The organism is Gordonibacter massiliensis (ex Traore et al. 2017) (assembly GCF_019731765.1).
GTDB classification, from domain to species: domain Bacteria; phylum Actinomycetota; class Coriobacteriia; order Coriobacteriales; family Eggerthellaceae; genus Gordonibacter; species Gordonibacter massiliensis.
Window position 1 is genome coordinate 872,963 of record NZ_JAASIO010000001.1, and the last position, 22,332, is coordinate 895,294.

Genomic DNA, 22,332 nt, shown 5'->3' on the forward strand with positions numbered 1-22,332 from the left:
TTCTCGGTCGCACTGAAGGACCAGCACGACCCGGCGTCCGCATCATGCGCGGAGCGCGCCGACCGACCCGGCCGACCGGACACCATGAGCCCGGCAGCCCCGAGAACAAAGGAAGCACCATGTCAAAGGGAACCTACTCGTTCACCACCCCCATCTACTACGTCAACGCGGCCCCGCACCTCGGCACCGCGTACACCACCATCGCGGCCGACACTGTCGCGCGCTACCAGCGCATGAACGGCTACGACGTCGCGTTCGTCACGGGCATGGACGAGCACGGGCAGAAGGTGGCCGACACCGCCGCCGACAAGGGCATGACCCCGCAGGATTGGTGCGATTCCATGGAGCCCGCGTTCCGCGATGCGTGGGACATGCTGGGCATCACCTACACCGACTTCGTGCGCACCACCGAACCGCGCCACGCCGAGAGCGTGCGGAAGTTCTGGCAGGACCTCTACGACCGCGGCTGGTGCTACAAGGGCAGCTACGAGGGCTGGTACTGCGTGCACGAGGAGACGTACTACGCCGAAAGCGACCTCGAGAAGAACGAGGAAGGGCAGCTCGTGTGCCCCGACTGCAAGCGCCCCGTGCAGAAGGCGGGCGGCGAGGAGAACTGGTTCTTCAAGCTGTCCGAGTTCCAGGACAAGCTGCTTGCGTTCTACGAGGAGAATCCCGACTTCATCCGTCCCGAAACGCGCAAGAACGAGATCGTGTCGTTCGTGAAGAGCGGCCTGAAGGACCTGTCCATCTCGCGCTCCACGTTCGACTGGGGCGTGCCGCTGCCGTTCGACGAGGGGCATGTGGCCTACGTGTGGGCCGACGCGCTGCTGGCCTACCTCACGGGCATCGGCTACGCCGACGAGAGCGAGCGCGCCGGAGAGTTCGACCGTCGCTGGCCCATGCAGTACCACTTCGTGGGCAAGGATATCACGCGTTTCCACTGCGTCATCTGGCCGGCCATGCTCATGGCGGCCGGTATGCCCATCACCCACACCGTGTTCGGCCACGGCTTCCTGCTCACGAAGGGCGAGAAGATGTCGAAGTCGAAGGGCAACGCGCTCAAGCCCGCCGACCTGTGCCGCGTGTTCGGCGTGGACGCGTACCGCTACTACTTCATGAGCGACGTGCAGTTCGGCGCCGACGGCTCCATCTCCATGGAGCGCATGGTGCAGGTGTACAACGCCGATTTGGCGAACACCTGGGGCAACTTGTGCAGCCGCGTGTTCAACATGACGAAGAAGTACTTCGATTCGCAGGTGCCCCAGGTGCCCGCCGACGTGCTCGCCAAGGAGAACCCGCTGCGCGCGATATCCGACGAGCTGTACGCCGAGTACGACGCGGCTTTGGGCGCCGTGGACTTCACCGGTGCCGCCGCCGCGGTGCAGAAGCTGGCGAGCCGCGTTAACCTGTACGTGGAGGAGAGCGCGCCGTGGAACCTTGCGAAGAGCGAGGAGACCGCCGGCGAGCTGGCCGAGGTCATCTACAACGCGCTCGAGGCCATCCGCATCATCGCGCTGTATATGGCGCCGTTCATGCCGAACACGTCGGCCGAGGTGTTCCGTCGCTTGAGCTTGGGCGACGTGACGGCCGTGACCGACATCGAGGCCGCCACCGCCTGGGGCCAGCTGCCTGCCGGCAACGCCGTGGAGATCGGCGACCCTCTGTTCCCGCGCTTGGACATGGACGCCATCGACCTCGACATGGAGTAGCCTGTCATCCTGAGCGAGCGGAGCATTCGACAGTCCGGCGGACAGTCGAGGCCCCGAGCACGCGAAGCGAGCGCAGGGACGCCCCGCGAAGCTGAGGCGCGAAGGACCCCGCGCAGTGTCAACGGGAAGCTCTGTCATCCTGAGCGGAGCGCGCCAGCGCGGAGCCGAAGGATCCCATGCGGCGGCAGCGGGAAGCGTCACGGCTATCGCCGCACGGGATCCTTCGACTCCGGCCTACGGCTTCGGTTCGGGATGACAGGAAGCGCGCTTCGCTCGCTCAGATGACAATCGTTTTGAAAGGACGCGACCGTGACCGACGAACGACAAGCCGAGACTGACCCGGTGTTCTTCGACGCGCTGTTCCATCGCAAGCGCAAGCGCGGGAAGTGGGACGTTGTCGACGCGCCCCAGCTCGAGGCGCTCGTGGCGGACACGCACGCGCACCTGCAGCTGCTGGATGATCCGGCACTCGCCTTGGCGCGCTGCGCCGCGAACGGCGTGGGCTTCGTCTGCACCATTTCCGACGTGCACGAGGACGGCTCCACCACCTACGACAAGCTGGATGCCTGGAAGCACGAGGGCGCGGTCGACACGGCCAAGATCGTCCATCGATGTTGAGGGACGCCCTGCCCGCGCGTGCCGCGGGTTCGCATCGCAACCGGCTGCCATCCCCACAACGCCAAGCACTACGGCGACGCGTTGGAGTCCGTTCTGCGCGAACGGTTGGCCGATCCGCGCACGGCCGCAGTGGGGGAGATCGGGCTGGACTTCCACTATGACTTCTCGCCGCGCGACGACCAGCGCGCGGCGTTTCGGCGCCAGGTCCGCGTGGCCAAGGAGTGTGGCCTGCCGGTCATCCTGCACGTGCGCGAGGCGCACGACGAGGCGCTGGCCATCATGCGCGACGAGGGCTTTCCCGAGGCGGGCACGCTGCTGCACTGTTTCAATTTGGATTGGGACGTGCTCGAGCCGTGGGTCGAGGCCGGTTGCTACGTGGCGTTCGGCGGCCCGCTCACGTTCAAGAAGAGCGACGACACCCGCGAAGCCGCGGCCCGCGTGCCGGCAGACCGCCTGCTCACCGAAACGGACGCGCCCTACATGACGCCCGAGCCGTTGCGCGGCACGACCTGCGGGCCCGAGCACGTCGTGTTCACGGCCGAGCGCCTGGCCGAGGTGCGCGGTTGCGCGCCGGGCGAGGAGCGCGAGGCGCTGCTGCGCCGGCTCATGGCGAACGCCCGCAACCTGCTCGACCGCGAGCCGACCGCTTGGCAGCGCAAGGCGGCCGCGTCGTTCTACGCCGATGCCTTCGAAGCGCTGGACGGGCCGGCTGCGGCCGCAGCCGACGGACAATAAGGAGCTGCACGTTATGAACCGCCTGATCATCGTAGGGTCGCCTCGCACGGACGGCCGCAGCGCGCATCTAGCCGACCTGCTGTTCGAGTCGTGCATCGACGAGTGCCCCGACGACGAGGTGGCGCTTGCGCCGGTGTCGACGCTCGCCATCGAGCCCTGCCAGGGATGCGACGGTTGCAAAGCCCTGGTTGAACGAGCCGCGCGCGAACCGGGCGGCGACAAGGCCGAAGACGAGGCGCCCCCTCGCTGCGTCATCGACGACGACATGGCGGAGGTGTACGAGCTGATCGACGCCGCCGACGAGCTGGTCGTGGTGTCCCCCGTGTACTTCGCCGGCGCCCCCGCCCAGTTGAAGGCGCTGCTCGACCGCTTGCAGCCCTACTTCTGGACCGATGCGCGCCATTGCGAGAAGCGTCCGGCTACGCTGCACGTGGTGGGCGAGGGCGGCGATCCGCACGGCTTCGAGCCGTTGGTGGGCGTGGTGCGCTCCTCGCTGTCATGCGCCGGTTTCGCGCTGGAACGCGTGCTCGATTGGGTGGGCCGGATCGACGAGGACGGCGAGATCACGGCCGAGGCCGTCGAGCATCCGCTCGCGCCGCCGCCCGGCGCCGGCGCCTCTGGGTCCGAGGCGTCGGTTTCCGCAACCGACGACGGCGAGACGGCCTCCCCTGCGTCGCCGACGCGTCCGGCTCTGCGCCTTTCTTCCGAAGCCAAGGCTCCGCAGGGCGCCTCCGAAGCCCCGAGCGCGAAAAGCGGCAATCGCAGCGGGCGCAACGCGTCCGGGGCGAACCGTCCCAAGCAGGGGTCGCAAAAGCAGGGTCGCCCCAAGCAAAGCGGCGGCAAGCAGAACCGTCCGAAGCAGAACGGCAAGCGCCGTGGCTAAGCTCTCGCCGCTCGCCAGCGTGTCGGAGACGCGCGCCGTCCTCGAGGCTCACGGCTTGACGACGAAGTACTCGCTGGGACAGAACTTCCTCGTCAACGACGCCATCCTGCAAAAGATCGTCGCGCTGGCCGAAGTCGGGCCGGACGATGCGGTGCTCGAGGTGGGCCCCGGCATCGGCACGCTCACCATCGCGCTTCTGCAGCACGCCGCCCGCGTGGTGTCGGTCGAGCGCGACCCCGACCTGCCTGCCGTGCTGGCCGAAACCTGCGCGCCGTGGGCCGATCGCTTCGCCCTCGTCGAGAAAGACGCCCTTCACCTCGCTGCGGACGACCTGGCCGTTCTCGGCGGCTTCCTGCCGGACAAGCTGGTGGCCAACCTTCCGTACGCGGTGGCGGCCACCGTCGTGCTCGACTACTTCGAGCGGTTCGCCTCGCTCGAAAGCGCCACCGTCATGGTGCAGAAGGAGGTGGCCGACCGCATGTCCGCCGTACCGGGCACGAAGAGCTACGGCGCCTACACCGTGAAGCTGCGCCTGTACGCCGAGCCGGCCGGCCGCTTCGGCGTGGGGCCCGGCAACTTCTTCCCGCCGCCCCGTGTGGAGAGCGCCGTATTGCGTCTGAACCGCCGTACGCTGCACGGCGAGGACGGCGCCCCTCTCGACGCGGCAACGCTCAAGGCCGCCGCGACCATGGCCGACGCCGCCTTCGCGAACCGCCGCAAGACGCTTTCGAACTCCTGCAAGACCTATTTCGCCGGTCGCGGCGCGGAGGGCGCTCACGTGGCGGCGGTCCTTCCGCAGCTCTTCGAGCAGGCGGAAGTCGATCCCAAACTGCGCGGCGAAGCGCTTGCTCTCGAGGATTTCATTCGCATGGGGCAGGCTCTTTCCGACATGCAGCGGCGTGTTTCCTAAGCCGGCGCTCCGCTCGGCGCCGCGGTATCAGAAGAGGCGAGGGATCGGCCGGTCGTTCGCTTATGGTTAGCGAAAAGTAACATATCCGTGCAGATTCTGTAGAGTATTGACCAAGGTGGTATAATCTCGCTTTGTGATTTCTGTACGACGGCACACGCGAGAAAGAGTGAGCATGGATTTAGCTAAACAAGCCAAAATCGTTGACTCCATCCATGATACGTTACATGACTTCGTCGGTCAACGCCTGAAAGTGCGCGCCAACATGGGCCGCTCGAAGATCGTCGAAAGCGAGGGCGTGCTCATGCAGGTGCACCCCCAGCTGTTCATCTTGGAAGTCGACCGCAAGCGCGGGCGCACGGCCCGTCAGTCCTACCAGTACGTCGACGTCCTCACCGGCATGGTGGAGCTGTCGCAGAACGGCGAGCCGCTGTTCGAGCCCTTCGTCCCGGAGAACCCGCTGGCCGAGGCCCCGGCTCCCCTGGAGGAGCGCGAAGAGGAAACGGTGCTCTCCTAGCATTCGGATCGCATGGTATCGCGGACGGGCATCGCATCGGCGGTGCCCGTCTTTGCGTCTACCGGAGCCTTTTCCTTCCGGTCGCACGGTGCGCGTTTCTCGGGACGTCGCCTTTGGGCCGTCCGTGCGGCGCCTCGACGCGACGTCGAGGCGCCGCAACGTTTTGCCGTCCGTTTCTCCTGCGAGCCATTAAAATGGGTGGGATAAGCAAGGCGCGCTCCGCATCGCGCGCTCGATGCGGAAGGGAGGGAGGCGCTGTGGCCGCCGAAACGGAAACGACCGACAGCGAGCGATTGCCGCACGTTTTCCGGCATTTCGACCTAGCCTATCTGGGCATCTTCGCCCCGCATGTGTGGATCTACTGCGTGGCGCACCGGGTCGACCTGGATTTCGGCGGCGTGCTCGTGGGCATCCCGCTCTACTTGGCGCTCTCGGCGTTCATGCTGGTGATCATGCTGCTGGCATGGAAGCTGGACCTGAAGCGCATCGCGCCCCGGCTCGATTGGCCGTTGGCGGTGCTGCAGGCGGTCGCCACGGTGCTGCTCGTGCTGCCGCTGCCCTTCACCGGCTTCGCCAGCGCTATCGTTGCGGCCGTTGCGGCCGGCATCGGCGTCGCGTGGCTTTACCTGCAGTGGGCCCCGTTCTACGCGCGCCTCGACGTGCGCGACGCCATCGCGTGCATCTTCGCGGCCATGGCGGTGGGTTCGGCCTGCAAGATCCCCATCGACGTGCTGCCCCCGTTGCCGGCGGCCGTCGTGCTGGCGGCTCTGCCGTTCGTTTCGGTGGTGTTCGTGCGGCGCGCCTGCAGGCTCCAGCCGCCGGTGAAGCGCGAGCCGCGCCTGTTCTACGGCGAGAACCCCACGTCCATCCCCTGGAAGATACTGTTCGGCGTGGCCGCGTACAGCCTTATCATCGGCGCTATCCAGGGCATGCCCATCGAAGTGGCCCCGCTGCCGGTGTGGCTCGCCACCACGGTGCACCACGCCTCCGAGGTCGTGGTGGCGCTCGCGGTGCTGTGGTGGGTGTTCGCGCGCGGCGGGCTGCTGCGGTTCTCGGCGCTGTGGCAGGCCGCGCTCCTGTTCACGGCCACGGGGCTCTTCTTCCTGCCGGTTATCGGGCCGGAATGGGCCGCCTGGGCGCTCCTGTCGGTGTCCATCGCGCAGACGCTCGTGGTCATGCTGTTCTGGGTGATGCTCGCCGACGTGGCGCATCACTCGAGCACGTCGCCCTTCGTCATCTTCGGCTCGGGGTGGATCGCCTACACCCTGCCGTTCGCTTTGGGCGAGTTGGGAGGAACGGCGGCGGGCTCCAACGACGCAGGCACGACGGTGCTCGCCGTGCTCGCCTACGTGCTGACCATCGCCGCCGTGTTCGCGCTCAACGAGAGCACGTTCTCGCAGCGCCGCATCTTCGCCGACCTCGATCTGCCCACGCCCGAGCAATCCGCGTTCGCCAGCATCGACGCGGGATGCGCAGCGCTGGGGCAGGAGCGCGGCCTCACGCCGCGCGAGGTGGAGGTGCTGCAGCTGCTGTGCAAGGGGCGTTCGAAAAGCTATATCGCCGAGAGCCTGTTCATATCCGAGAACACGGTGCGCTCGCACTCGAAGCACATCTACGCGAAGCTCGACGTGCATTCCAAGCAGGAGATACTCGATCTGATCGGTGCGCGATAGACCGGAAAGCCCGCCATCCAAGGTGGGGGGGGGCGCCCCCGGTGCCGCGTCAAGCCGTGTGCACGTTCCCGTCCGCGTCGACGAAGTACGCGGCCAGGATGGCCGGATGCTCTCGCGCGAACGCGCATCCGCGCTCTATTCCCAACGCGAGCAAGGTGGTGGAGTACCCCTCCGCGTCCAGCGAACGGCGCGCGAGCACGGTGGCACCTGCGGCGTCCGTCTCGATGGGGCATCCGGTTTCCGGGGCGAGGATGTGGTGGTAGAGCGTTCCGTCGCGCTCGAAGCAGCGCTCGTACACGCCGCTGGTCACGGCCGAGGCGTCGCGCACCGCCACGGCGCCCACCACGCCCTCCTTGTCGCGCGGATCCTGCAGCCCGATGCGCCAGGCCACGCCGCCCGGCTTCTCTCCGTGCGCGACTACGTTGCCGCCCAGGTTCACGATGAATGCGTCTATCCCGCGCGCCGTCAGCGCGTCGGCCAGCGCGTCGGCGATCCACCCCTTCGCGATGCCGCCCACGTCCACGGCTGCCAGCGGGTCGTCCAGCTGCGCGAACGCCTGACCCCCGCCGTCCGGGCCGCCCGACTCCTCCCACACCTTCAGCGTGCGCCAGTCCACATGCTCGAGGGCCGCGTCGATGCGCTCGCGCGCGGGAACCACGCCGTTGTGGAAATTCCAGAGCCGCACCACCGCCCCCATGGTGATGTCGAACCGCCCCTCGCTGTCGGCGCAGTAGCCCTGGGCGGCGCGCAGCAGCGCGGCCGTGTCGGGGGCGATGCGCACGGGCCGTCCCTCCGCCGCGTTCAGCCGCGCGATGTCGGAATGAGGGAGCGTGCGCGAGAGGCGCCGCTCGAACGTGCGGCAGGCGGCGCGCGCGTCGCCGAACGCCGCACGGCACCTCGCGGGGTCGCCGAACGCCTGCAGGGTGATGACGGTGTTGAACGCGTAGAACAGCTCCGTCATCATGCCGCGCTCGTCCGGTCCCAGCGTTTGGACGGCGTCCTCGAGGGGAATGGGGTCGTATGTCTCGTCGAAGTCCATGTGCCCAGTATAGGCCAAGCCGGCCCCTGCGGGACGGCCTCCCCGCGCGAAAATCGGCCCCGCAGGCGAATCACCCGGTTCGTGTCATGCCCTCATCGGCGAAAACACCCGGTACGTGTACTGGCGGCTCCGGACCGCAGGGCGCATGATGCGGTCATCGCGAACGGCGAACGCACACCTCCCTCCCTTCGGTGCCGCCGCCGCTCGCGAACGAAAGGGAAACGCGCGGCGCCTGCGGGCGATCGCGTTGCGAGGGAAGACCACCAAGGAGGAGCCATGATTCAGAACCCGAACGAGATCGCAGCCCGTGAGCGCATGGAAGCGGCCATGCGGCGCATCGACGAGAACGCGCGCAAGCGCTTCCAGCTCAACCGCCGCCAGTTCCTCTGCGGCAGCGCCGCCACGATGGCGTTGGCCGTGCTGGGTTTGGCCGGTTGCGCGCCGAAAGGCGGGTCCGCTTCGAGTGCCGCCGAGCAATCCTACCAAGCGGGCACGTACGAGGCCAGCGCCCCGGGCCGCAACGGCGCCATCAACGTGAAGGTCACGTTCACCGACGATGCCATCGACGCCATCGAGGTCGAGCACGACGAGAGCCGCAACATAGGCGACGCGGCCATCAACATCCTCAAGGACAAGTACCTACAGGCGCAAAGCCTCAACTTCGACGGCGTCACGGGAGCGTCGCTGTCGTCCATGGCGTTCGCCACGGCCGTGGCGGATTGCGTCGACCAGGCCGGCGGCAACGTGAAGGCGCTCAAAAAGGCCGACACGGGCATGGAGCCGGCGCCCGCCATCGACGAGGAATGCGACGTCTGCATCGTCGGATCCGGCGGTGCGGCCTTCGCGGCCGCCGTCACGGCGGCCGAGGCCGGCAAGACGGTGGTCATGCTGGAGAAAATGGACATCTACGGCGGCAACACGAACGCCGGCGAGGGCACGCTCAACGCGCCCGACCCCGAGCGCCAGGAGCCCCTCGGCATCGAGGACTCGCCCGACCTGTTTTACCGGCAAACGTTCGAAGGCGGCGACGAGCTGGGCGATCCGGCCCTCGTGCGCATCCTGGCCGACAACGCGCTCGACGCCGTCCACTGGATGGAGGATCACGGCCTGGTGTACGAGAAGGAGCCGTTCACGGCCATCGGCGGCCTGTGGCAGCGCGGCCATGCCGTGGAGGTGGAAAAGAAGGGCGAGCAGGGCGGCAGCTACTACGTGTCGTGCCTGAAGGACTGCGCCGACAAGAGCGGCAAGGTCACGCTCTACACCGACGCGAAGGTTGAGTCCCTGGTGAAAGACGACGGTCAGGTCACGGGCGTCACCGGCTCGCGTCCTTCGTCCGGCGCCGCCGTGAGCGTGAAGGCGAAATCGGTTGTGCTGGCCACCGGCGGCTACTCCCGCAATGCCGAACTGGCCATGCAGTACGACAAGCGCGTCACGGAAACCATGCCCTCATCCAACGTGTGCTCGTCCACCGGCGACGGTTTGGGCCTGGGCGAAGGCGTGGGCGCGGGCCTGCGCAACATGGAGCTCGTGCAGATCCACCCGCTGGGCGACCCGCAGAACGGCGGCGTGGCCACGTTCGTGGGCAACTGGCTGGGCGTGGAGAACTACGTCATGGTGAACGACAACGCCAAGCGCTTCGTGCGCGAGGACGAACGGCGCGACACCATAGCCGACGCCATCCTCGAACAGCCCAACGACGAGATGTGGCTCATCGTGGACTCCACCGACATCAAAGACGACCGCACCGAGGAGATAGCCGATCTGGTGGAGAAGGGCCACAGCTTCAAGGCCGACGACATCAAGGACCTCGCGGATCAGATCGGCGTGCCCGCCGACGCGCTGGTCGAGACGGTGGAAGGCTACAACGCCTGCGTGAAAGCCGGTGTGGACACCCAGATCACGCCCGGCAAAGAGCTGTTGGGCTCCGAGGTGAGCGACCCGGCGTACTACGCCTCGAAGCGCATCCCCACCATCCACTACACCATGGGCGGCCTGTGCATCACCACCGACGCGCAGGTGTGCACGGCGGCCGGCGAGCCTATCGGCAACCTGTTCGCTTGCGGCGAGGTTACGGGCGGCGTGCAGGGCGGCAATCGCCTGGGCGGCAACTCGTTCACCGACCTCATCGTGTTCGGTCGCATCGCCGGAGCTTCGGCGGTCGCGAACGCCTAGCGAATTGCAAGAACCGCTTCTCTTCCGAACGCCTCCCACTCTTTTTGCCGGTGGGAGGCGTTCGGCTTTTCACGCAGGTTTTGGTTGTTCGGGGATCATGAGGAGAGGGCGGTGCCGGAGGCCCATCTTCTAGCGGGGCGCGGTTCTTATTCGCCGGAGCCTTTGCGCTCGGCTTCTTCGGCTATCTCGCGACGGACGGCGTTCGCGCATTCGGCCACGCGGCGCAGCAGCTCGTCGCGCAGAGCGGCCACTTCTTCGGGGGTCGCCGCTGTGGAAAACAACGCCTGGGCGGCGTCGCCGATAGAGGTCAGGTCGAGGGCTTCGTTCTCAGGTTTCGTCTGAACGGGCATAGTGGTTGATTCGCTTTCGTTGAGGAGGTTGGACGTTGGAGCGTGGCTATGCACCGAGCGAGGGCCCAGCCGAGTGCGGGGGGGGGGGGGGTTCTTTGCATGATCTCATCGTTCTGCCCTTTTCAATGGGGGTTACTGCACAGGCCGAGGCGGCGCATGCAGCGACGCGCCGCCTCGGCGACGTTGCTGAGGTAATGTATCATACTACAATAGTCATTAAACGATAAACCGCGAACGGGGTTCGAATGATAGCGAACGGCGCCGTTCAGAGCGGTTCGTGCTTTGCTCAACAGTGCTTTTCGCCTCAGGCAATCGACAATGCCTCACCCAACCTTTAGAATGAGGGTCAACGACGAGATCAGATCGTGCCTGCCGTCCGCTTCGGAGCGGCAGGTTGGCGGGGACGGCGCGAGGAGGCTTCATGAGGTTCGGTGACCAGGTGGTCGCGTTCGATTTCGCCGGTATTCCCATGGTCGGCAACATGAACACGGGCTACGCCATCGGCTTGACCGCTGAAGGCGCCGCCGTGTGTGACCGGCTGCAACGCGAGGACGTGGCGGAGCCCGAAATCGCTGCCGTCGATGCCGCGCTGCTCGAGCATCTGACGCGGGGCGGGTTCTTCAGCAACGAGAAGCCCGCCGAAGCTGTGGTGTCGGCCTACCTGCACGTTACGCAGCGGTGCAACCTGTCCTGCGTGGGCTGCTATTCGTACGACGACCAGCGCAACTGCCTGGAAGACGCCCCGCTCGACCATATCAAGCACGCGCTCGACGAGTTGGCCGGCGCCGGCTTGGCCACGCTCATCATCTCGGGCGGCGAGCCGTTTCTGCGAGCCGACCTTCCCGACATCGTCGCCTATGCGAAACGCGATTGCGGCATCCGTGCCGTGACCGTGCTGTCGAACGGCACCTGCATGACCGACGAAGCGCTGGCCGCGCTCGCGCCGAACGTCGATTGCGTGTCCGTCTCGTTCGACGGCTGCTCGGCTTCGGCACCGGCCTACATTCGGGAAGAGCAGCGTTTCGACGAGCTGGTGGCTGCGGTGAAGGCCGTGCAGGCCGCCGGCATCAGGGAAGCGCACATTATCCCCACCGTGCACGCGAAGAACGTGGACGACCTCAAAGACTACGTGCGCCTGTCGAAAGACCTGGGCGCCACGCTCAACTTCAGCCTGCTCACTTGCGCCCCCGACGACGAGCTTGCCGCCCTGCTGCCCGACGAGGCGGCCCTGCGGAAGCTGGGAGCGAGTCTGCTCACCCTAGACGATGGCAGGCCCGTGCCCGCCATGGACGCTCCCGTGAGCATGAACATAACCGTCAAGCGCAACTGCGGAGCGGGGTATCGCGGTGTGAGCGTGGCGGCGGACGGCACGGTGTATCCCTGCCATATGCTCCATCGCCCCGAGCTGGCGATGGGGAACGTTTTCACCGGCACGCTTGCCGAGGCGCTCGAGAGCGAAGTGTCGGCCACGTGCCGCGCCTTAGACGCGGAGCATTTCGAGGGATGCTCGACGTGCCGTTACGGACGAATTTGCGGGGGAGGCTGTCGAGCCCGCTCGCTGTTCGCATCGGGCAGTCTGGAGTCCCGGGATTCTTACTGCGCGATGACCATGGAGTTCTACGACAAGTTAGGAGCGGCCATGAACGCCGCATTGGAGAAAGCGAAAGGAGGTGTGTAGGATGCTGTTTTATAGTGAGGCTGGTCCGCGTTCGGTTTGCTACCCTATCGGTATTGTAGGAGGGCTTTGCATCGCACCAGGTATCTAAACGACGCAAAAACAATCAACGAAGGCTCTTTCATTTGAGAGAGCCTTCCGCATTCATAGAGACGATATATCAAGTTAATAGTATTATTCGGGAATCGGACTCAATTGCTTGGGGTGAGTATGTTTACGAACGAATTGGAAGAAGAAAGAGCTTCATTAATGCGTACCAATAGAGTGTGCGCAGGAATCAGTGTGGTAATTAAGGTGGTTTTTGCCATCATTTGTTTGTTTTGGCTGTTCGTCGTAGTTTCTATGATTGCGTCATTTGTTAACACGTCGAACGCTGGTGGAAATTTTGCCTCTGATGTGACTCCGATTGTTTTACATATTATGCGTGGCGCGGTTGTGGCTGTGCTATTCGTGATATTGAATGGTATTTTTTCCGAAACAGCGAAAGGCGAGTCCCCATTTACATTAAAGCAGGTTAATAGGCTCCGCTATATGGCACTAGCCCTTTTAGTTTATGCCGTCCTGGAATTAATATTCTCTGCAAGCACCGCAATGTTCCAGCTTGGTAGTTTAAATTCTGGATATTTTTCTACAAATGATAGTGCAATTATTACTTTTGATTTTGCCCCATTAATCGCTTCTGCGGTTATATTTGCTTTCTCTTTTGTCTTTCAATACGGTGTCCTTCTCCAAGAATTTTCGGACGAAACTCTCTAGGCGCCCGCAATGCCTATCGTCCTTCACCTCGATCGCATCATGGCTGACCGTAAGATGTCACTCAATGAGCTTGCGGCTAGAGTCGGCATCACGAACGTGAACATGTCGCGCATCAAGACGGGCAAGATCAGGGCTATCCGCTTTTCCACGCTCGATGCCATTTGCGAGGTGCTCGATTGCCAGCCCGGTGACATCATCGTTCACGTATCTGCCGAAGAAGCGAGAGCGCTTTTTGGCGACGAGGAACCTTTTGACGAAGATGATTCAAGCGATGGCTAGCTCGCAGCCGTCTCTTTACCCAGCATATACGCGCAAGTTCTATGGACATTTTGATTCCCTATTTGACAAAAGCACCCAATACCTGCAAAATAAGTCCTCGCGCTAAGGCGCACATATTCGTGGGGATGTAGCTCAGCTGGGAGAGCATCACGTTCGCAACGTGGGGGTCGTGGGTTCGAATCCCATCATCTCCACCACGGAATCTTGATCGGGGCGAGGCCAACGGCTTCGCCCCGATTTGCATGTCGCGGCTTATGAAGTTGCGGGTTATAGGCAAAACGTGTGCCCGGGGACAAAATCGGGACTTATGGTCGATTTCACGCGCGTTAGGGATAGGGTGTTTCGATAAAACGCCTGGTGGCGGAAAACGGCTCGCATGTTTCTCGCAGCTGAATCAACCACGACGATGATTTTTGTCCATGACTCTAACAGTCATAATTCAATCTTCGCCGTCTTTCGTCGCCGCTCCAACCGCAACCCCCAAAACCTAACCCCAATGCACACCGCAAATCCTCAGCCCAATCTCAATTCTGACCTGCGAATAGTCGGGGGAGGGTTTTTCCCTATGCCTCGGGTGGGAATCACCCGGCGCGGTTGCGACGCCTCCGGAACCCCCAGCGAAAAAGTGTATATTTCGTGAAGGAGAGATCTACAGAAGGTCGAAGGGAGGAGATGCTTTGATGAAAGCCATCATTGCAAGCAAGAAGACGAGATTATGGCTTTTCCTCATGTGCGCCTGCGCTTTGGTCATGGGCTTGGCGGCCTGTGCGCCACAGCAACCGAGCGAAGGCGTCGACAAGGGAAGCGAATCGGCGGTGGACATCAAAATTCCCGCACCGAACGAGAACGGCATCATCACGGCCGAGGCGTGGAAGGACGTGTACCCGAACGAGTACGCCACGTACGAGCAGAACAGCGAGAACAAGGATCCGGGCGACTACACGCAAATCTACCCGCAGATCCAAACCATCTGGGCGGGTTCCGCCTTCTCCAAGTTCTACAACGAGCCGAACGGCCACACGTACTCGCTCACGGACATTCAGGAAACGGGGCGCAACCCCAAGACGGCGAACTGCCTGACCTGCAAGTCCTCCGAGTTCATCTTGAAGCAGAACGCCGACCCCACGCTGAACACGTCGGACATCCACGAGATGGAGGCCCAGGTAACCGAGCCTATCAGCTGCTACGACTGCCATGAGAACAGCCCGGCCGACGGTTCCAAGGCCATCCGCCAGTTCTTCGTGGACGCGGTGGGCGACGACGCGGCCAAGCTGCCGGAGGGCGCCATGTCCTGCGGCCAGTGCCACAACGAGTACCTGTTCCCCAACGAGAACAAGTCGGCCGAGAACCCGTGGAAGGGCCTGGCCGAGGCCACGCCGGAGAAGGTTCTGGCCAACGAGAACGCCATCAACTACGTCGACCACACGAACCCGACGAACGGCACGAAGCAGATCAAGGTGCAGCACCCCGAGTTCGAAACCATGTACGGCGGCGACATGGCTCCCATGGCCAAGCAGGGTTACAGCTGCTCCGACTGCCACATGGGCACCGAGAAGGATGCCAACGGCCTGGAGTACGCCAACCACAACTGGACGAGCCCGCTTGAGAACGACAAGCTCATCGCCAACGACTGCTCCAAGTGCCACCAGGACATCAAGGCCGAAGTCAAAGCCAAGCAGAAGGTCGCCATCGACCGCGTCAACAGCATCGGCGACAAGCTGGTCACGCTGAACAACAAGCTCGCCGAGGCTCAGAACAGCGGCATGGCCGAAGACCAGCTGAACAAGATCCGCGACCTCAACCGCACGTCCCAGTTCTATTGGGATTGGGTCATGGTTGAGAACAGCGACGGCGCTCACAACTCCGCGCTCGCCCAAGACACGCTGAACAAGTCCGAGGCGGCCGTGGACCAAGCTTTGGCAATGCTCTAAACGATACGCGACCGGTCTCTCCGCCGCGCGGGGGAGGGGAAAGCGGCTCGCTTTCCCCTCCCGGCGCATATGCCGAAATCTCAAGCCGAAGAGCGCGCCTCACACGAAAAAAGGGGGCAAAACGGGCTAATTCCCCCCAAATGGGTGATAGGCGCAACGCCGGCTGAGGGCTAGTATGCATGAGGTAACGTGCTTGTGCCGACGGATTTGCGGACCATACGCGAACCGATGCGAAGGCACGGGCAATCGAGGATGCAAGAAAGGGGGTTATGGAGATGAGCGAAGAGGAAACCAAAGTGGAAGCCGCTGCCGAGGCAGCCGCGACCGACGACTCCACGACCGAAGAAGCCGCTCCCAAGAAAAAGGGGAAGAAGTGGCCCATCGTTGTCGGCGTTGTCGTGGTTGTTTTGATTGCAGCCGGTGCCGGCTTCTGGGTTTGGCACGAGCAGCCGAGCTTCTGCAACGCCATTTGCCACACGCCGATGGATCCGTATCTGCCGACGTACGAGGCGGAGCCGGGCCAGCCGGCCACGGACAAGTGGGGCAACGACGTGGCTGACGCCAGCGGCATGATGGCCGCCGTCCACCGCGTGTCGAAGGACCAAGGCGGCGCCGAAGCCACCTGCGTTAGCTGCCACGTTCCGACGATCGGCGAGCAGGTGTCCGAGGGCATGAACTGGATCACGGGCAACTACTACTATCCGCTCGAGGAGCGCGATCTTGAGCAGTTGGTCGAGGCTCGCGGCATTGAGAAGGATGCGTTCTGCCTGAACGAGTCCTGCCACAATCTCACGCGCGACGATCTGATCCAGGCGACGTCTAACCTGGGCCAGTACAATCCGCACACGCCGCAGCATGGCGAGCAGACCTGCAGCAGCTGCCACAAGGCTCACCGCGCTTCGGTGAACGCCTGCACGCAGTGCCATAGCGAGGCCTACGTGCCTGACGGATGGCTGTCGTACCAGCAGGCGAGCAAGCTTGAGGTTGCGTAAAGCCGCACCAACGTCGATAAGCGCCTTCGGGCGCAACCGCATAACGAAGAGGGAGCCCGCCTCAAGCGTCTTGCTTGGACGGGCTTCCTCTTCAAAGATTCGAAGAACGGAACGGCCCGCTTCCGCAGAGGGCGCAAAGCGGTTTTGACATGGTGAATCTTTGAATTCGCTGTGCTTCCGTTCTTCGGAACTTTAGGGTACCTGACAATTGGGCGGAAGCTCTTGAGGAGGAGGCGAGCGTGAACGCGAAAACGAAACGACGGCTGATCGTCGTCACCGGCATCATCGTCATCGTGCTGGTGGTTGTCCTGGCGGTTGTCGGGGGAAGCTCGTCGGCGAAGTCGGTGAAGATAGCCGACGTGACGGGCGGCCAGTACGCCGACCAGAAGATCCAGGTGTCGGGCAACGTGGTGGAGAACTCCTTCACGACGGACGACAACGTGCTCACGTTCGACATCTACGACCCAGACGGCGACATGACGCAGCAGCTGCGCGTCGTCTACGAGGGCGGCGTGGCGGCCACGTTCGGCAACGACGTGACGGCCATCTGCACAGGCAGGGTCGGCGCGGACGGCGTGCTGCACGCCACGGAGCTCGTGACGAAGTGCCCGTCGAAGTACGAGAACTCCACCGACGCGCTGGGTGTGGCGCAGCTCGCGGGATACGGCGACAGCGTTCTGGACAAGCCGGTCAAGGTGACCGGCGTGGTGAAGGACGGCACGCTGACGGCGGCCGGCCAAGGCGACCGCTTCGTCATCGCGGACGCCGACGGCGCGGGCGAGTTGCCGGTCCTGTTCGAAGACGCGCTGTCCGACGAGGTGAAGGACGGCTCCGTGCTCGTGCTCACCGGCTCGCTCAACGAGGACGGCAAGTTCCACTCCACCGACGTGGCTATCGCGCAGTAACGCGCACGACGTAGAACCATCGGATAAGCTTGGCGGTCGCGCGCGTCGCGGCCGCTGCGAAGGGATACCTACATGTCAACATTCGGTCTGATAGGGCTGCTCGTTTCCTTTGCCGCCGTCGCCGTCTCCATCGTGTGCCTTCTCGTGGGCGCGATCATGGGGCGCAAGCGCGCGGGCGGCGTCGCGGAAACCCTCACGTGGGGCGGCCACGTGGCGGCCATCGTATCCGCCGTGGGGCTCACGGCGTGCTGCGGCATCCTGGTGTACTGCTTCATGACGGGCGACACGTCCATCGAGTACGTGGTGCGCCAGCACTCCGACTCCTCCAGCTCCATCGCGTGGCTCTACAAGCTTTCGGGTCTGTGGGCCGGACGCGAGGGGTCGCTGCTGTTCTGGGCGTGGCTCATCTCCGTGTTCAACGCGGTGGTGGCGGTTCGCAACCTGAAGCGCCAGGAGAGGCTCGACTCCATGGCGCTGCTCGTGTCGCAGATCGTGCTGGCCGCGTTCGTGGGCGTGACGCTGTTCTCCGAGAGCAACATGCCGTTCAAGGCCATGGCGTCGCAGTACTTCGACGCCCAGGGCAACCTGCGCGGCGAGGCGGCGCTGTGGGGTATGAACACGCTGCTGGAGCACTGGGCCATGGCCATTCATCCGCCCACGCTGTTCGTGGGCTACGCCGGCCTCACCATCCCGTTCGCCTACGCCATCGCCGCCGTCGTGACGAACGATTCGTCCAAAACGTGGGTCGTGCGCTCGCAGCGCTACGCGCTGTTCTCCTGGTTCTTCCTCGGCATCGGCATCGGCCTGGGTGCCGTGTGGGCCTACGTCGTGCTCGGCTGGGGCGGCTACTGGGGCTGGGATCCCGTCGAGAACGCCAGCCTGCTTTCCTGGCTGGTGGGCGTGGCGCTCATCCACAGCTTCACCGTGTACCGCCAGCGTGGTGCGTTCAAGCGCTGGTCGGTCATGTGCGCGTGCCTCACGTTCGCGTTCGTCGTCGTGGGCACGTTCATCTCGCGCTCCGGTCTCGTGCAGTCCGTGCACGCGTTCGAGGGCGACAACGTCTCGCTCGTGCTGTTCGGCGGCCTTATCGCCGCCTCCGTGCTGGTCGGACTCGTGGGCATCATCGTGCGTTGGAAGTCGTTCGGGCCGTCCACGGCCGGCGGCGACGACATCTCCAGCATGGTCTCGAAAGATGCCGCCTACTACTTCAACAACCTTCTCATGATCGTGTTCACGCTGCTGCTCACGTTCATGACCATCGCCCCGGCGCTGCCGTTCGGCCTGAAGTTCTCCACGGGAACCTACGACGCCATCGCGCGGCCGCTGGGTATCCTGTACCTCATCGTGCTCACGGTGTGCCCGCTGCTGTCGTGGGGCAAGACGGAGGGCAAGCGCTTCTGGAAGCGCGCCCGCGTGCCCGGCATCTGCGCGCTTGTGCTGTTCGCGGCGCTCATGTTCTACTACGTCACCTACCTGCTGCCCAGCTACCAGGACAACGTGGCGTACTACGCCGCCTTGGCGGCCCAGGGCAGCGAATCGGCCAAGGAGACGCTGTCCACGCTGAGCCCTGCTTGGTACTACAACGGCCTGACGGTCGTGGGCTTCTTGGTGGCGAGCCTGCTGTTCTTCAACTCGCTGTTCATGTTGGGGCGCGGCATCCGCGCGTACCGGGAGAAGAACGGCACGGGCGTGCTTTCCGCCGCGTTCGGCATGCTGGTGAACCGCGCGTCGTCGTTCGGCGGGTTCCTGTCGCATTTGGCCATGGCCGTGATCTTGGTGGGCCTCATCGGCTCGTCGATGTTCGTGACCGAGCGGACGGGCTATGTGGGATACGACGAGGAGGCCGACGCGACCACCGAGGACTTCTCCATACAGGACTTCACGCTGAAATACACGTCGAACTCCGTCGAGGAGATGCCCAACGGCGACGACATTCTGTACACGGTGAACTACGACGTGTACAAGGAAGGCCAGTTCGTGGGATCCGTGTCGCCGGCCGTGCAGCTCGTGCAGTCCACGCAGCAGCAGAAGCTGGTGGCGGGCGTGATATCGTTCCCCACGGAGGATCTGTTCGTGGTGTACAAGGGTGTGAACAAGAACGGCGACTTCTCCATGGACGTGCGCGTGAACCCGCTCATCTCCGAAGTGTGGATAGGGTTCGGGCTGCTCATGGTTGGCGTCGCCATAGCCACTCTGGGCCGCCGCGGCGCGAAGCGCGGCAAGCTTGTTGAGGAGCCTGCAAGCGGGAACGGTGCCGACCCGACCGGCGAGTCCGCAGGAGGGGACGGCATCGCCCAGTCGCTCAAACAGTCCTCGCAGAGCTGCGGAACTCGCTTGGTGGACGACGCCGCCCCCTCCTGCTCCAAGGAGGTTGATGGCGCTCCCGATTGTCATCATGAGCGAGCGAAGCAAGTCGAAGGATCCCCTGCGGCGCCAGCCGATCCGGCCGGCGAAGGGGCGAGCGCCCTCGCGGAAGAGAAGAAGGAAGAGGCTTAAAGACCCCATGGTCGCTGCGATCGAAACCAAGAAGCTCTCGAAGGTGTTCGGGAACCGCCGGGCGGTGGACAAGGTGTCCATCGAGGTGCCGCAAGGGGCGTTCCTGTCCATCTTCGGTCCGAACGGGGCCGGCAAGACCACGCTGTTGCGGGTGCTGGCCACGCTGTCGCGCGCGACCTCGGGCAAGGCGCTGCTCATGGGCATCGACCTGAAGGAGGAGCCCGACCAAGTGCGCGACCATATCGGGCTCATCTCCCACAACTCCATGCTCTACCCCGACCTCACGGCCGAGGAGAACCTGCTGATCTACGCGCGGCTCTACGGCGTGGAGGATCCGGAAGCGCGCGTGATGGCCATGCTGGAGGCCGTGGAGCTGAAGCACCGCCGACTCGACGTGGTGCGCACGTTCTCGCGCGGCATGACGCAGCGCCTGAGCATTGCCCGCGCGCTCATCCACGACCCCGACGTCGTGTTCCTGGACGAGCCGTACTCCGGCTTGGACCCGCACGCCGTGGAGATATTCGACGAGCTCATAGCGTCGCAGCGCGAAGGTCGCACGTTCGTCATGGTGAGCCACGATCTTCAGAAGGGCTTTGACATGTGCACGCACGCCCTCGTGCTGGCGAAAGGCAAGGTCGTGGCGTTCGACGAGAAGGACGCGTTCGACTTCGACGAGTTCACGGGCCTGTACCGGGCCACGGTTGGCATGGGGGTGGCGTAGCATGGCGCGCGCGAAGAAGGCGGCGGCCGCGGCCCGGCCCGCAGGCAGCGTGGCGCTTGCGCGGCCCTCCACGTTCCAGCAGTATAAGACGCTCCTGCGCAAGGACTTGGAGCAGGAGTTCCGCACGAAGGAGATGCTCACGTCGATGGGCATCTACGCGCTGCTGGTGCTGGTGGTGTACGGGGCGGCGCTCGCGCAGACCACCTCCACGCTCGACGTGCTGCAGATGTCGGGCGGCCTTTTGTGGGCGCTCGTGGTGTTCACGTCGCTCTTGGGCCTGAACCGCTCGTTCTCGCACGAGAAGGAGCAGGGCTGCTTGGAGGGCATTCTGCTGGTGCCGCTCGACCGCTCGGTCATCTTCTTGGCGAAGGCCACGTCGAACCTGCTGTTTTTGCTGGTGGTGGAAGTGATCGCCGTGCCGCTGTTCTACTTCTTCTTCCTCACCACCACCACGACGGGTGAGAGCTTTTGGCTTTTGGTGGTGCCGTTGTTCGTGGGCACCGTGGGCGTGGCGGGCATCGGCACGCTGCTGTCCACCATCACCATCAACACGCGCGGCAAGGACGTCATGCTGGCCGTGCTGTTCATCCCGCTCATCTTCCCGCTTTTGTGGGCCTGCGTGTCGGCCACCACGGCCGTCGTCGTGGGGGGCGAGGGCTACATGGACGTGTTCTTCCCGTCGTTGCTGCTGGCCGGCGGCTACGACGTGATCATGATACTGCTGAGCTGGGTACTGTACGATTTCGTCATCAGCGCTTGATGCCTTAGATTGTCATCCTGAGCGAGCGAAGCGAGTCGAAGGATCCCGCGCGGTCGTCAGACCGACGAAAGGTGAAAGGAGAAGTATGGCCGAGAAAACGAAGAAGGCCCTGAAGCTGCCGGAGGCAGGCGGGTGGCCCGACGCGGCGGCTCCGTGGATGCTCCTGGGGGGCGCGGTGTTGGCCACCATCGGATTCGTGCTCACGTTCACGCTCGCGCCGCTCGTGCTGGGCGCGTCGGTGGACGGCGTGGAGCTGATCGGCGGGCAGATGGTGGCGAACAAGCTGCTGCTGTCCCAGAAGATATTCTACTTCCACATGCCGGTGGCCATCACGTCGTTCGTGGCGCTGGCCTTCACGGCGTACTACGGCATCCGCTTCCTTATGACGAAGGAGAAGCGGTTCGACACGTGCGGCAAGATAGCCACGGAGATCGCGCTGCTGTTCATCTTGTGCACCATGTTCTCGGGCGAGCTGTGGGAGCGCTTCGAGTGGGGCGTGTGGTGGACGTGGGAGCCGCGCCTGACCACGTACTTCATCCTCATGCTCGTGGTCATCGCGTACTTCATCCTGCGCAACGCCATCGACGACCCGGAGCGCCGCGCCACCTACGCCAGCGTGTTCGGCATCATCGCGTTCGTGGACGCGCCCATCTGCTTCATGATCACGCGCCTCGTGCCCTCGGGCGTGCATCCCGTGATCTTCCGCACGGACTCGGGCCTGTCGCCCGACATGCTCGTGCCGTTGCTGCTGTCCATGTTCGGCTTCTTCCTCATCGCCTTCGGCCTGTACCGCCTGCGCTTCCGCCAGACGCGCCTCGCCGAGCGCGTGGAAGCCGTCAAAGAGCAGCTTGAAGATTGATGGTCCGCTGCTTGCCGAGCGGCGGCCGAGCCCGCGCCGCCGAAGCCTCGCTGACGTTGCTGGACTTGTGTGACGTTCGTTGCCGATAGAAGGAGAATCCTATGAACCCCGTTCTCGTTGAGATCTACAGCACCATCCTGCCGGCCGCGCCTTACGTGATCGGCGCGTACGCGCTCATGTTCCTGGCGCTGTTCGTGTACGTGTTCATGGTCGTGCGCGGCCTGAAGAAGACGGAGAAGCAGATGGCCGTGCTCGAGGAGGCCATCGAGGAGCAGCGGCGCGACTAGCCTTTGCCGCGCACGGCATGCGGCCGCGGAGCCGTGTCGAAGGCGTTGTTTCGTTGATCTTGTAGGGC

General features: G+C 64.2%; 20 protein-coding genes, 1 tRNA gene and 1 pseudogene. 20 read left to right on the top strand and 2 right to left on the bottom strand.

Annotated elements, in window-relative coordinates; translation table 11 throughout:
• The first annotated feature begins 119 nt into the window (after window positions 1–119).
• From metG to HCH03_RS16580, 7 genes are all read left to right on the top strand, one after another.
• Window positions 120–1,709 (top strand): methionine--tRNA ligase, encoded by a 1,590-nt coding sequence (metG, locus tag HCH03_RS03560; protein WP_221688362.1) that lies wholly within the window; start codon window positions 120–122, stop codon window positions 1,707–1,709.
• A 309-nt stretch (window positions 1,710–2,018) separates the two neighbouring features.
• Window positions 2,019–2,327 (top strand): nitrate ABC transporter substrate-binding protein, encoded by a 309-nt coding sequence (locus HCH03_RS03565; RefSeq protein WP_221688363.1) that lies wholly within the window; start codon window positions 2,019–2,021, stop codon window positions 2,325–2,327.
• A gap of 18 nt (window positions 2,328–2,345) precedes the next feature.
• Window positions 2,346–3,062, top strand: coding sequence for a TatD family hydrolase (locus HCH03_RS03570; RefSeq protein ID WP_221688364.1), 717 nt, complete (start codon window positions 2,346–2,348; stop codon window positions 3,060–3,062).
• Window positions 3,063–3,075: 13 nt separating this feature from the next.
• On the top strand, window positions 3,076–3,945 hold the full coding sequence (locus HCH03_RS03575; RefSeq protein ID WP_221688365.1) for a flavodoxin family protein: 870 nt from the start codon (window positions 3,076–3,078) through the stop codon (window positions 3,943–3,945).
• On the top strand, window positions 3,938–4,855 hold the full coding sequence (gene rsmA / locus HCH03_RS03580) for a 16S rRNA (adenine(1518)-N(6)/adenine(1519)-N(6))-dimethyltransferase RsmA (RefSeq protein WP_221688366.1): 918 nt from the start codon (window positions 3,938–3,940) through the stop codon (window positions 4,853–4,855). The genes HCH03_RS03575 and rsmA overlap by 8 nt, the downstream gene beginning before the upstream one ends.
• A gap of 172 nt (window positions 4,856–5,027) precedes the next feature.
• Window positions 5,028–5,369, top strand: coding sequence for a Veg family protein (locus tag HCH03_RS03585; RefSeq protein ID WP_080144552.1), 342 nt, complete (start codon window positions 5,028–5,030; stop codon window positions 5,367–5,369).
• Between the two features lie 257 nt (window positions 5,370–5,626).
• The gene (locus HCH03_RS16580; RefSeq protein ID WP_368042414.1) at window positions 5,627–7,042 is read left to right on the top strand and encodes a helix-turn-helix transcriptional regulator; all 1,416 of its coding nucleotides are present in this window, start codon (window positions 5,627–5,629) and stop codon (window positions 7,040–7,042) included.
• Between the two features lie 49 nt (window positions 7,043–7,091).
• On the opposite strand, the gene HCH03_RS03595 is transcribed toward HCH03_RS16580, so the two are convergent.
• Window positions 7,092–8,099, bottom strand: coding sequence for an FAD:protein FMN transferase (locus HCH03_RS03595; protein WP_246599508.1), 1,008 nt, complete (start codon window positions 8,097–8,099; stop codon window positions 7,092–7,094).
• A gap of 258 nt (window positions 8,100–8,357) precedes the next feature.
• On the opposite strand from HCH03_RS03595, the gene HCH03_RS03600 reads away from it, so the two are divergent.
• Window positions 8,358–10,253 (top strand): flavocytochrome c, encoded by a 1,896-nt coding sequence (locus HCH03_RS03600; protein WP_221688368.1) that lies wholly within the window; start codon window positions 8,358–8,360, stop codon window positions 10,251–10,253.
• 146 nt (window positions 10,254–10,399) lie between these two features.
• Here HCH03_RS03600 and HCH03_RS03605 read toward each other — a convergent pair whose 3' ends face one another.
• Window positions 10,400–10,603, bottom strand: coding sequence for a hypothetical protein (locus HCH03_RS03605; RefSeq protein ID WP_080144556.1), 204 nt, complete (start codon window positions 10,601–10,603; stop codon window positions 10,400–10,402).
• A 421-nt stretch (window positions 10,604–11,024) separates the two neighbouring features.
• Between HCH03_RS03605 and HCH03_RS03610 the strand changes: the two genes are divergently transcribed.
• From HCH03_RS03610 to ccmD, 12 genes and pseudogenes are all read left to right on the top strand, one after another.
• On the top strand, window positions 11,025–12,281 hold the full coding sequence (locus HCH03_RS03610) for a radical SAM/SPASM domain-containing protein (protein WP_221688369.1): 1,257 nt from the start codon (window positions 11,025–11,027) through the stop codon (window positions 12,279–12,281).
• 207 nt (window positions 12,282–12,488) lie between these two features.
• Complete coding sequence (locus tag HCH03_RS03615; RefSeq protein WP_221688370.1) at window positions 12,489–13,034, top strand: hypothetical protein; 546 nt, start codon at window positions 12,489–12,491, stop codon at window positions 13,032–13,034.
• Window positions 13,035–13,043: 9 nt separating this feature from the next.
• Entirely contained in the window at window positions 13,044–13,313 is a 270-nt protein-coding gene (locus tag HCH03_RS03620) for a helix-turn-helix domain-containing protein (RefSeq protein WP_221688371.1), read from the top strand.
• A 121-nt stretch (window positions 13,314–13,434) separates the two neighbouring features.
• Window positions 13,435–13,510 (top strand) — tRNA-Ala (locus HCH03_RS03625).
• A gap of 483 nt (window positions 13,511–13,993) precedes the next feature.
• Entirely contained in the window at window positions 13,994–15,244 is a 1,251-nt protein-coding gene (locus HCH03_RS03630; RefSeq protein WP_221688372.1) for an ammonia-forming cytochrome c nitrite reductase subunit c552, read from the top strand.
• A 275-nt stretch (window positions 15,245–15,519) separates the two neighbouring features.
• Complete coding sequence (gene cgr1, locus HCH03_RS03635) at window positions 15,520–16,236, top strand: cytochrome c-type protein Cgr1 (protein WP_080145301.1); 717 nt, start codon at window positions 15,520–15,522, stop codon at window positions 16,234–16,236.
• Between the two features lie 239 nt (window positions 16,237–16,475).
• A complete protein-coding gene (locus HCH03_RS03640; RefSeq protein ID WP_221688373.1) occupies window positions 16,476–17,141 on the top strand; it encodes a cytochrome c maturation protein CcmE domain-containing protein in 666 nt (221 codons plus the stop codon).
• A 72-nt stretch (window positions 17,142–17,213) separates the two neighbouring features.
• The gene (locus HCH03_RS03645) at window positions 17,214–19,637 is read left to right on the top strand and encodes a heme lyase CcmF/NrfE family subunit (protein ID WP_221688374.1); all 2,424 of its coding nucleotides are present in this window, start codon (window positions 17,214–17,216) and stop codon (window positions 19,635–19,637) included.
• Between the two features lie 55 nt (window positions 19,638–19,692).
• Window positions 19,693–20,358 (top strand): annotated as a pseudogene (locus tag HCH03_RS03650) (ABC transporter ATP-binding protein); the annotation flags it as partial.
• A 1-nt stretch (window position 20,359) separates the two neighbouring features.
• Complete coding sequence (locus tag HCH03_RS03655) at window positions 20,360–21,118, top strand: heme exporter protein CcmB (protein ID WP_221688375.1); 759 nt, start codon at window positions 20,360–20,362, stop codon at window positions 21,116–21,118.
• 85 nt (window positions 21,119–21,203) lie between these two features.
• Window positions 21,204–21,977 carry a cytochrome c biogenesis protein gene (gene ccsA / locus HCH03_RS03660; RefSeq protein WP_080144567.1) on the top strand — a complete coding sequence of 258 codons (774 nt, stop codon included), beginning with the start codon at window positions 21,204–21,206 and terminating at the stop codon, window positions 21,975–21,977.
• A gap of 101 nt (window positions 21,978–22,078) precedes the next feature.
• The gene (gene ccmD / locus HCH03_RS03665; protein WP_114600991.1) at window positions 22,079–22,264 is read left to right on the top strand and encodes a heme exporter protein CcmD; all 186 of its coding nucleotides are present in this window, start codon (window positions 22,079–22,081) and stop codon (window positions 22,262–22,264) included.
• The last annotated feature ends 68 nt before the right edge of the window (window positions 22,265–22,332 follow it).

Coding starts and splice junctions, on each gene's coding strand:
- HCH03_RS03645 (WP_221688374.1), top strand. CDS start 17,214: ATGTCAACATTCGGTCTGATAGGGCTGCTCGTTTCCTTTGCCGCCGTC.
- HCH03_RS03630 (WP_221688372.1), top strand. CDS start 13,994: ATGAAAGCCATCATTGCAAGCAAGAAGACGAGATTATGGCTTTTCCTC.
- HCH03_RS03600 (WP_221688368.1), top strand. CDS start 8,358: ATGATTCAGAACCCGAACGAGATCGCAGCCCGTGAGCGCATGGAAGCG.
- HCH03_RS03575 (WP_221688365.1), top strand. CDS start 3,076: ATGAACCGCCTGATCATCGTAGGGTCGCCTCGCACGGACGGCCGCAGC.
- HCH03_RS03605 (WP_080144556.1), bottom strand. CDS start 10,603: ATGCCCGTTCAGACGAAACCTGAGAACGAAGCCCTCGACCTGACCTCT.
- metG (WP_221688362.1), top strand. CDS start 120: ATGTCAAAGGGAACCTACTCGTTCACCACCCCCATCTACTACGTCAAC.
- HCH03_RS03585 (WP_080144552.1), top strand. CDS start 5,028: ATGGATTTAGCTAAACAAGCCAAAATCGTTGACTCCATCCATGATACG.
- cgr1 (WP_080145301.1), top strand. CDS start 15,520: ATGAGCGAAGAGGAAACCAAAGTGGAAGCCGCTGCCGAGGCAGCCGCG.
- HCH03_RS03615 (WP_221688370.1), top strand. CDS start 12,489: ATGTTTACGAACGAATTGGAAGAAGAAAGAGCTTCATTAATGCGTACC.
- HCH03_RS03610 (WP_221688369.1), top strand. CDS start 11,025: ATGAGGTTCGGTGACCAGGTGGTCGCGTTCGATTTCGCCGGTATTCCC.
- ccsA (WP_080144567.1), top strand. CDS start 21,204: ATGGCCGAGAAAACGAAGAAGGCCCTGAAGCTGCCGGAGGCAGGCGGG.
- ccmD (WP_114600991.1), top strand. CDS start 22,079: ATGAACCCCGTTCTCGTTGAGATCTACAGCACCATCCTGCCGGCCGCG.
- HCH03_RS03655 (WP_221688375.1), top strand. CDS start 20,360: ATGGCGCGCGCGAAGAAGGCGGCGGCCGCGGCCCGGCCCGCAGGCAGC.
- HCH03_RS03620 (WP_221688371.1), top strand. CDS start 13,044: ATGCCTATCGTCCTTCACCTCGATCGCATCATGGCTGACCGTAAGATG.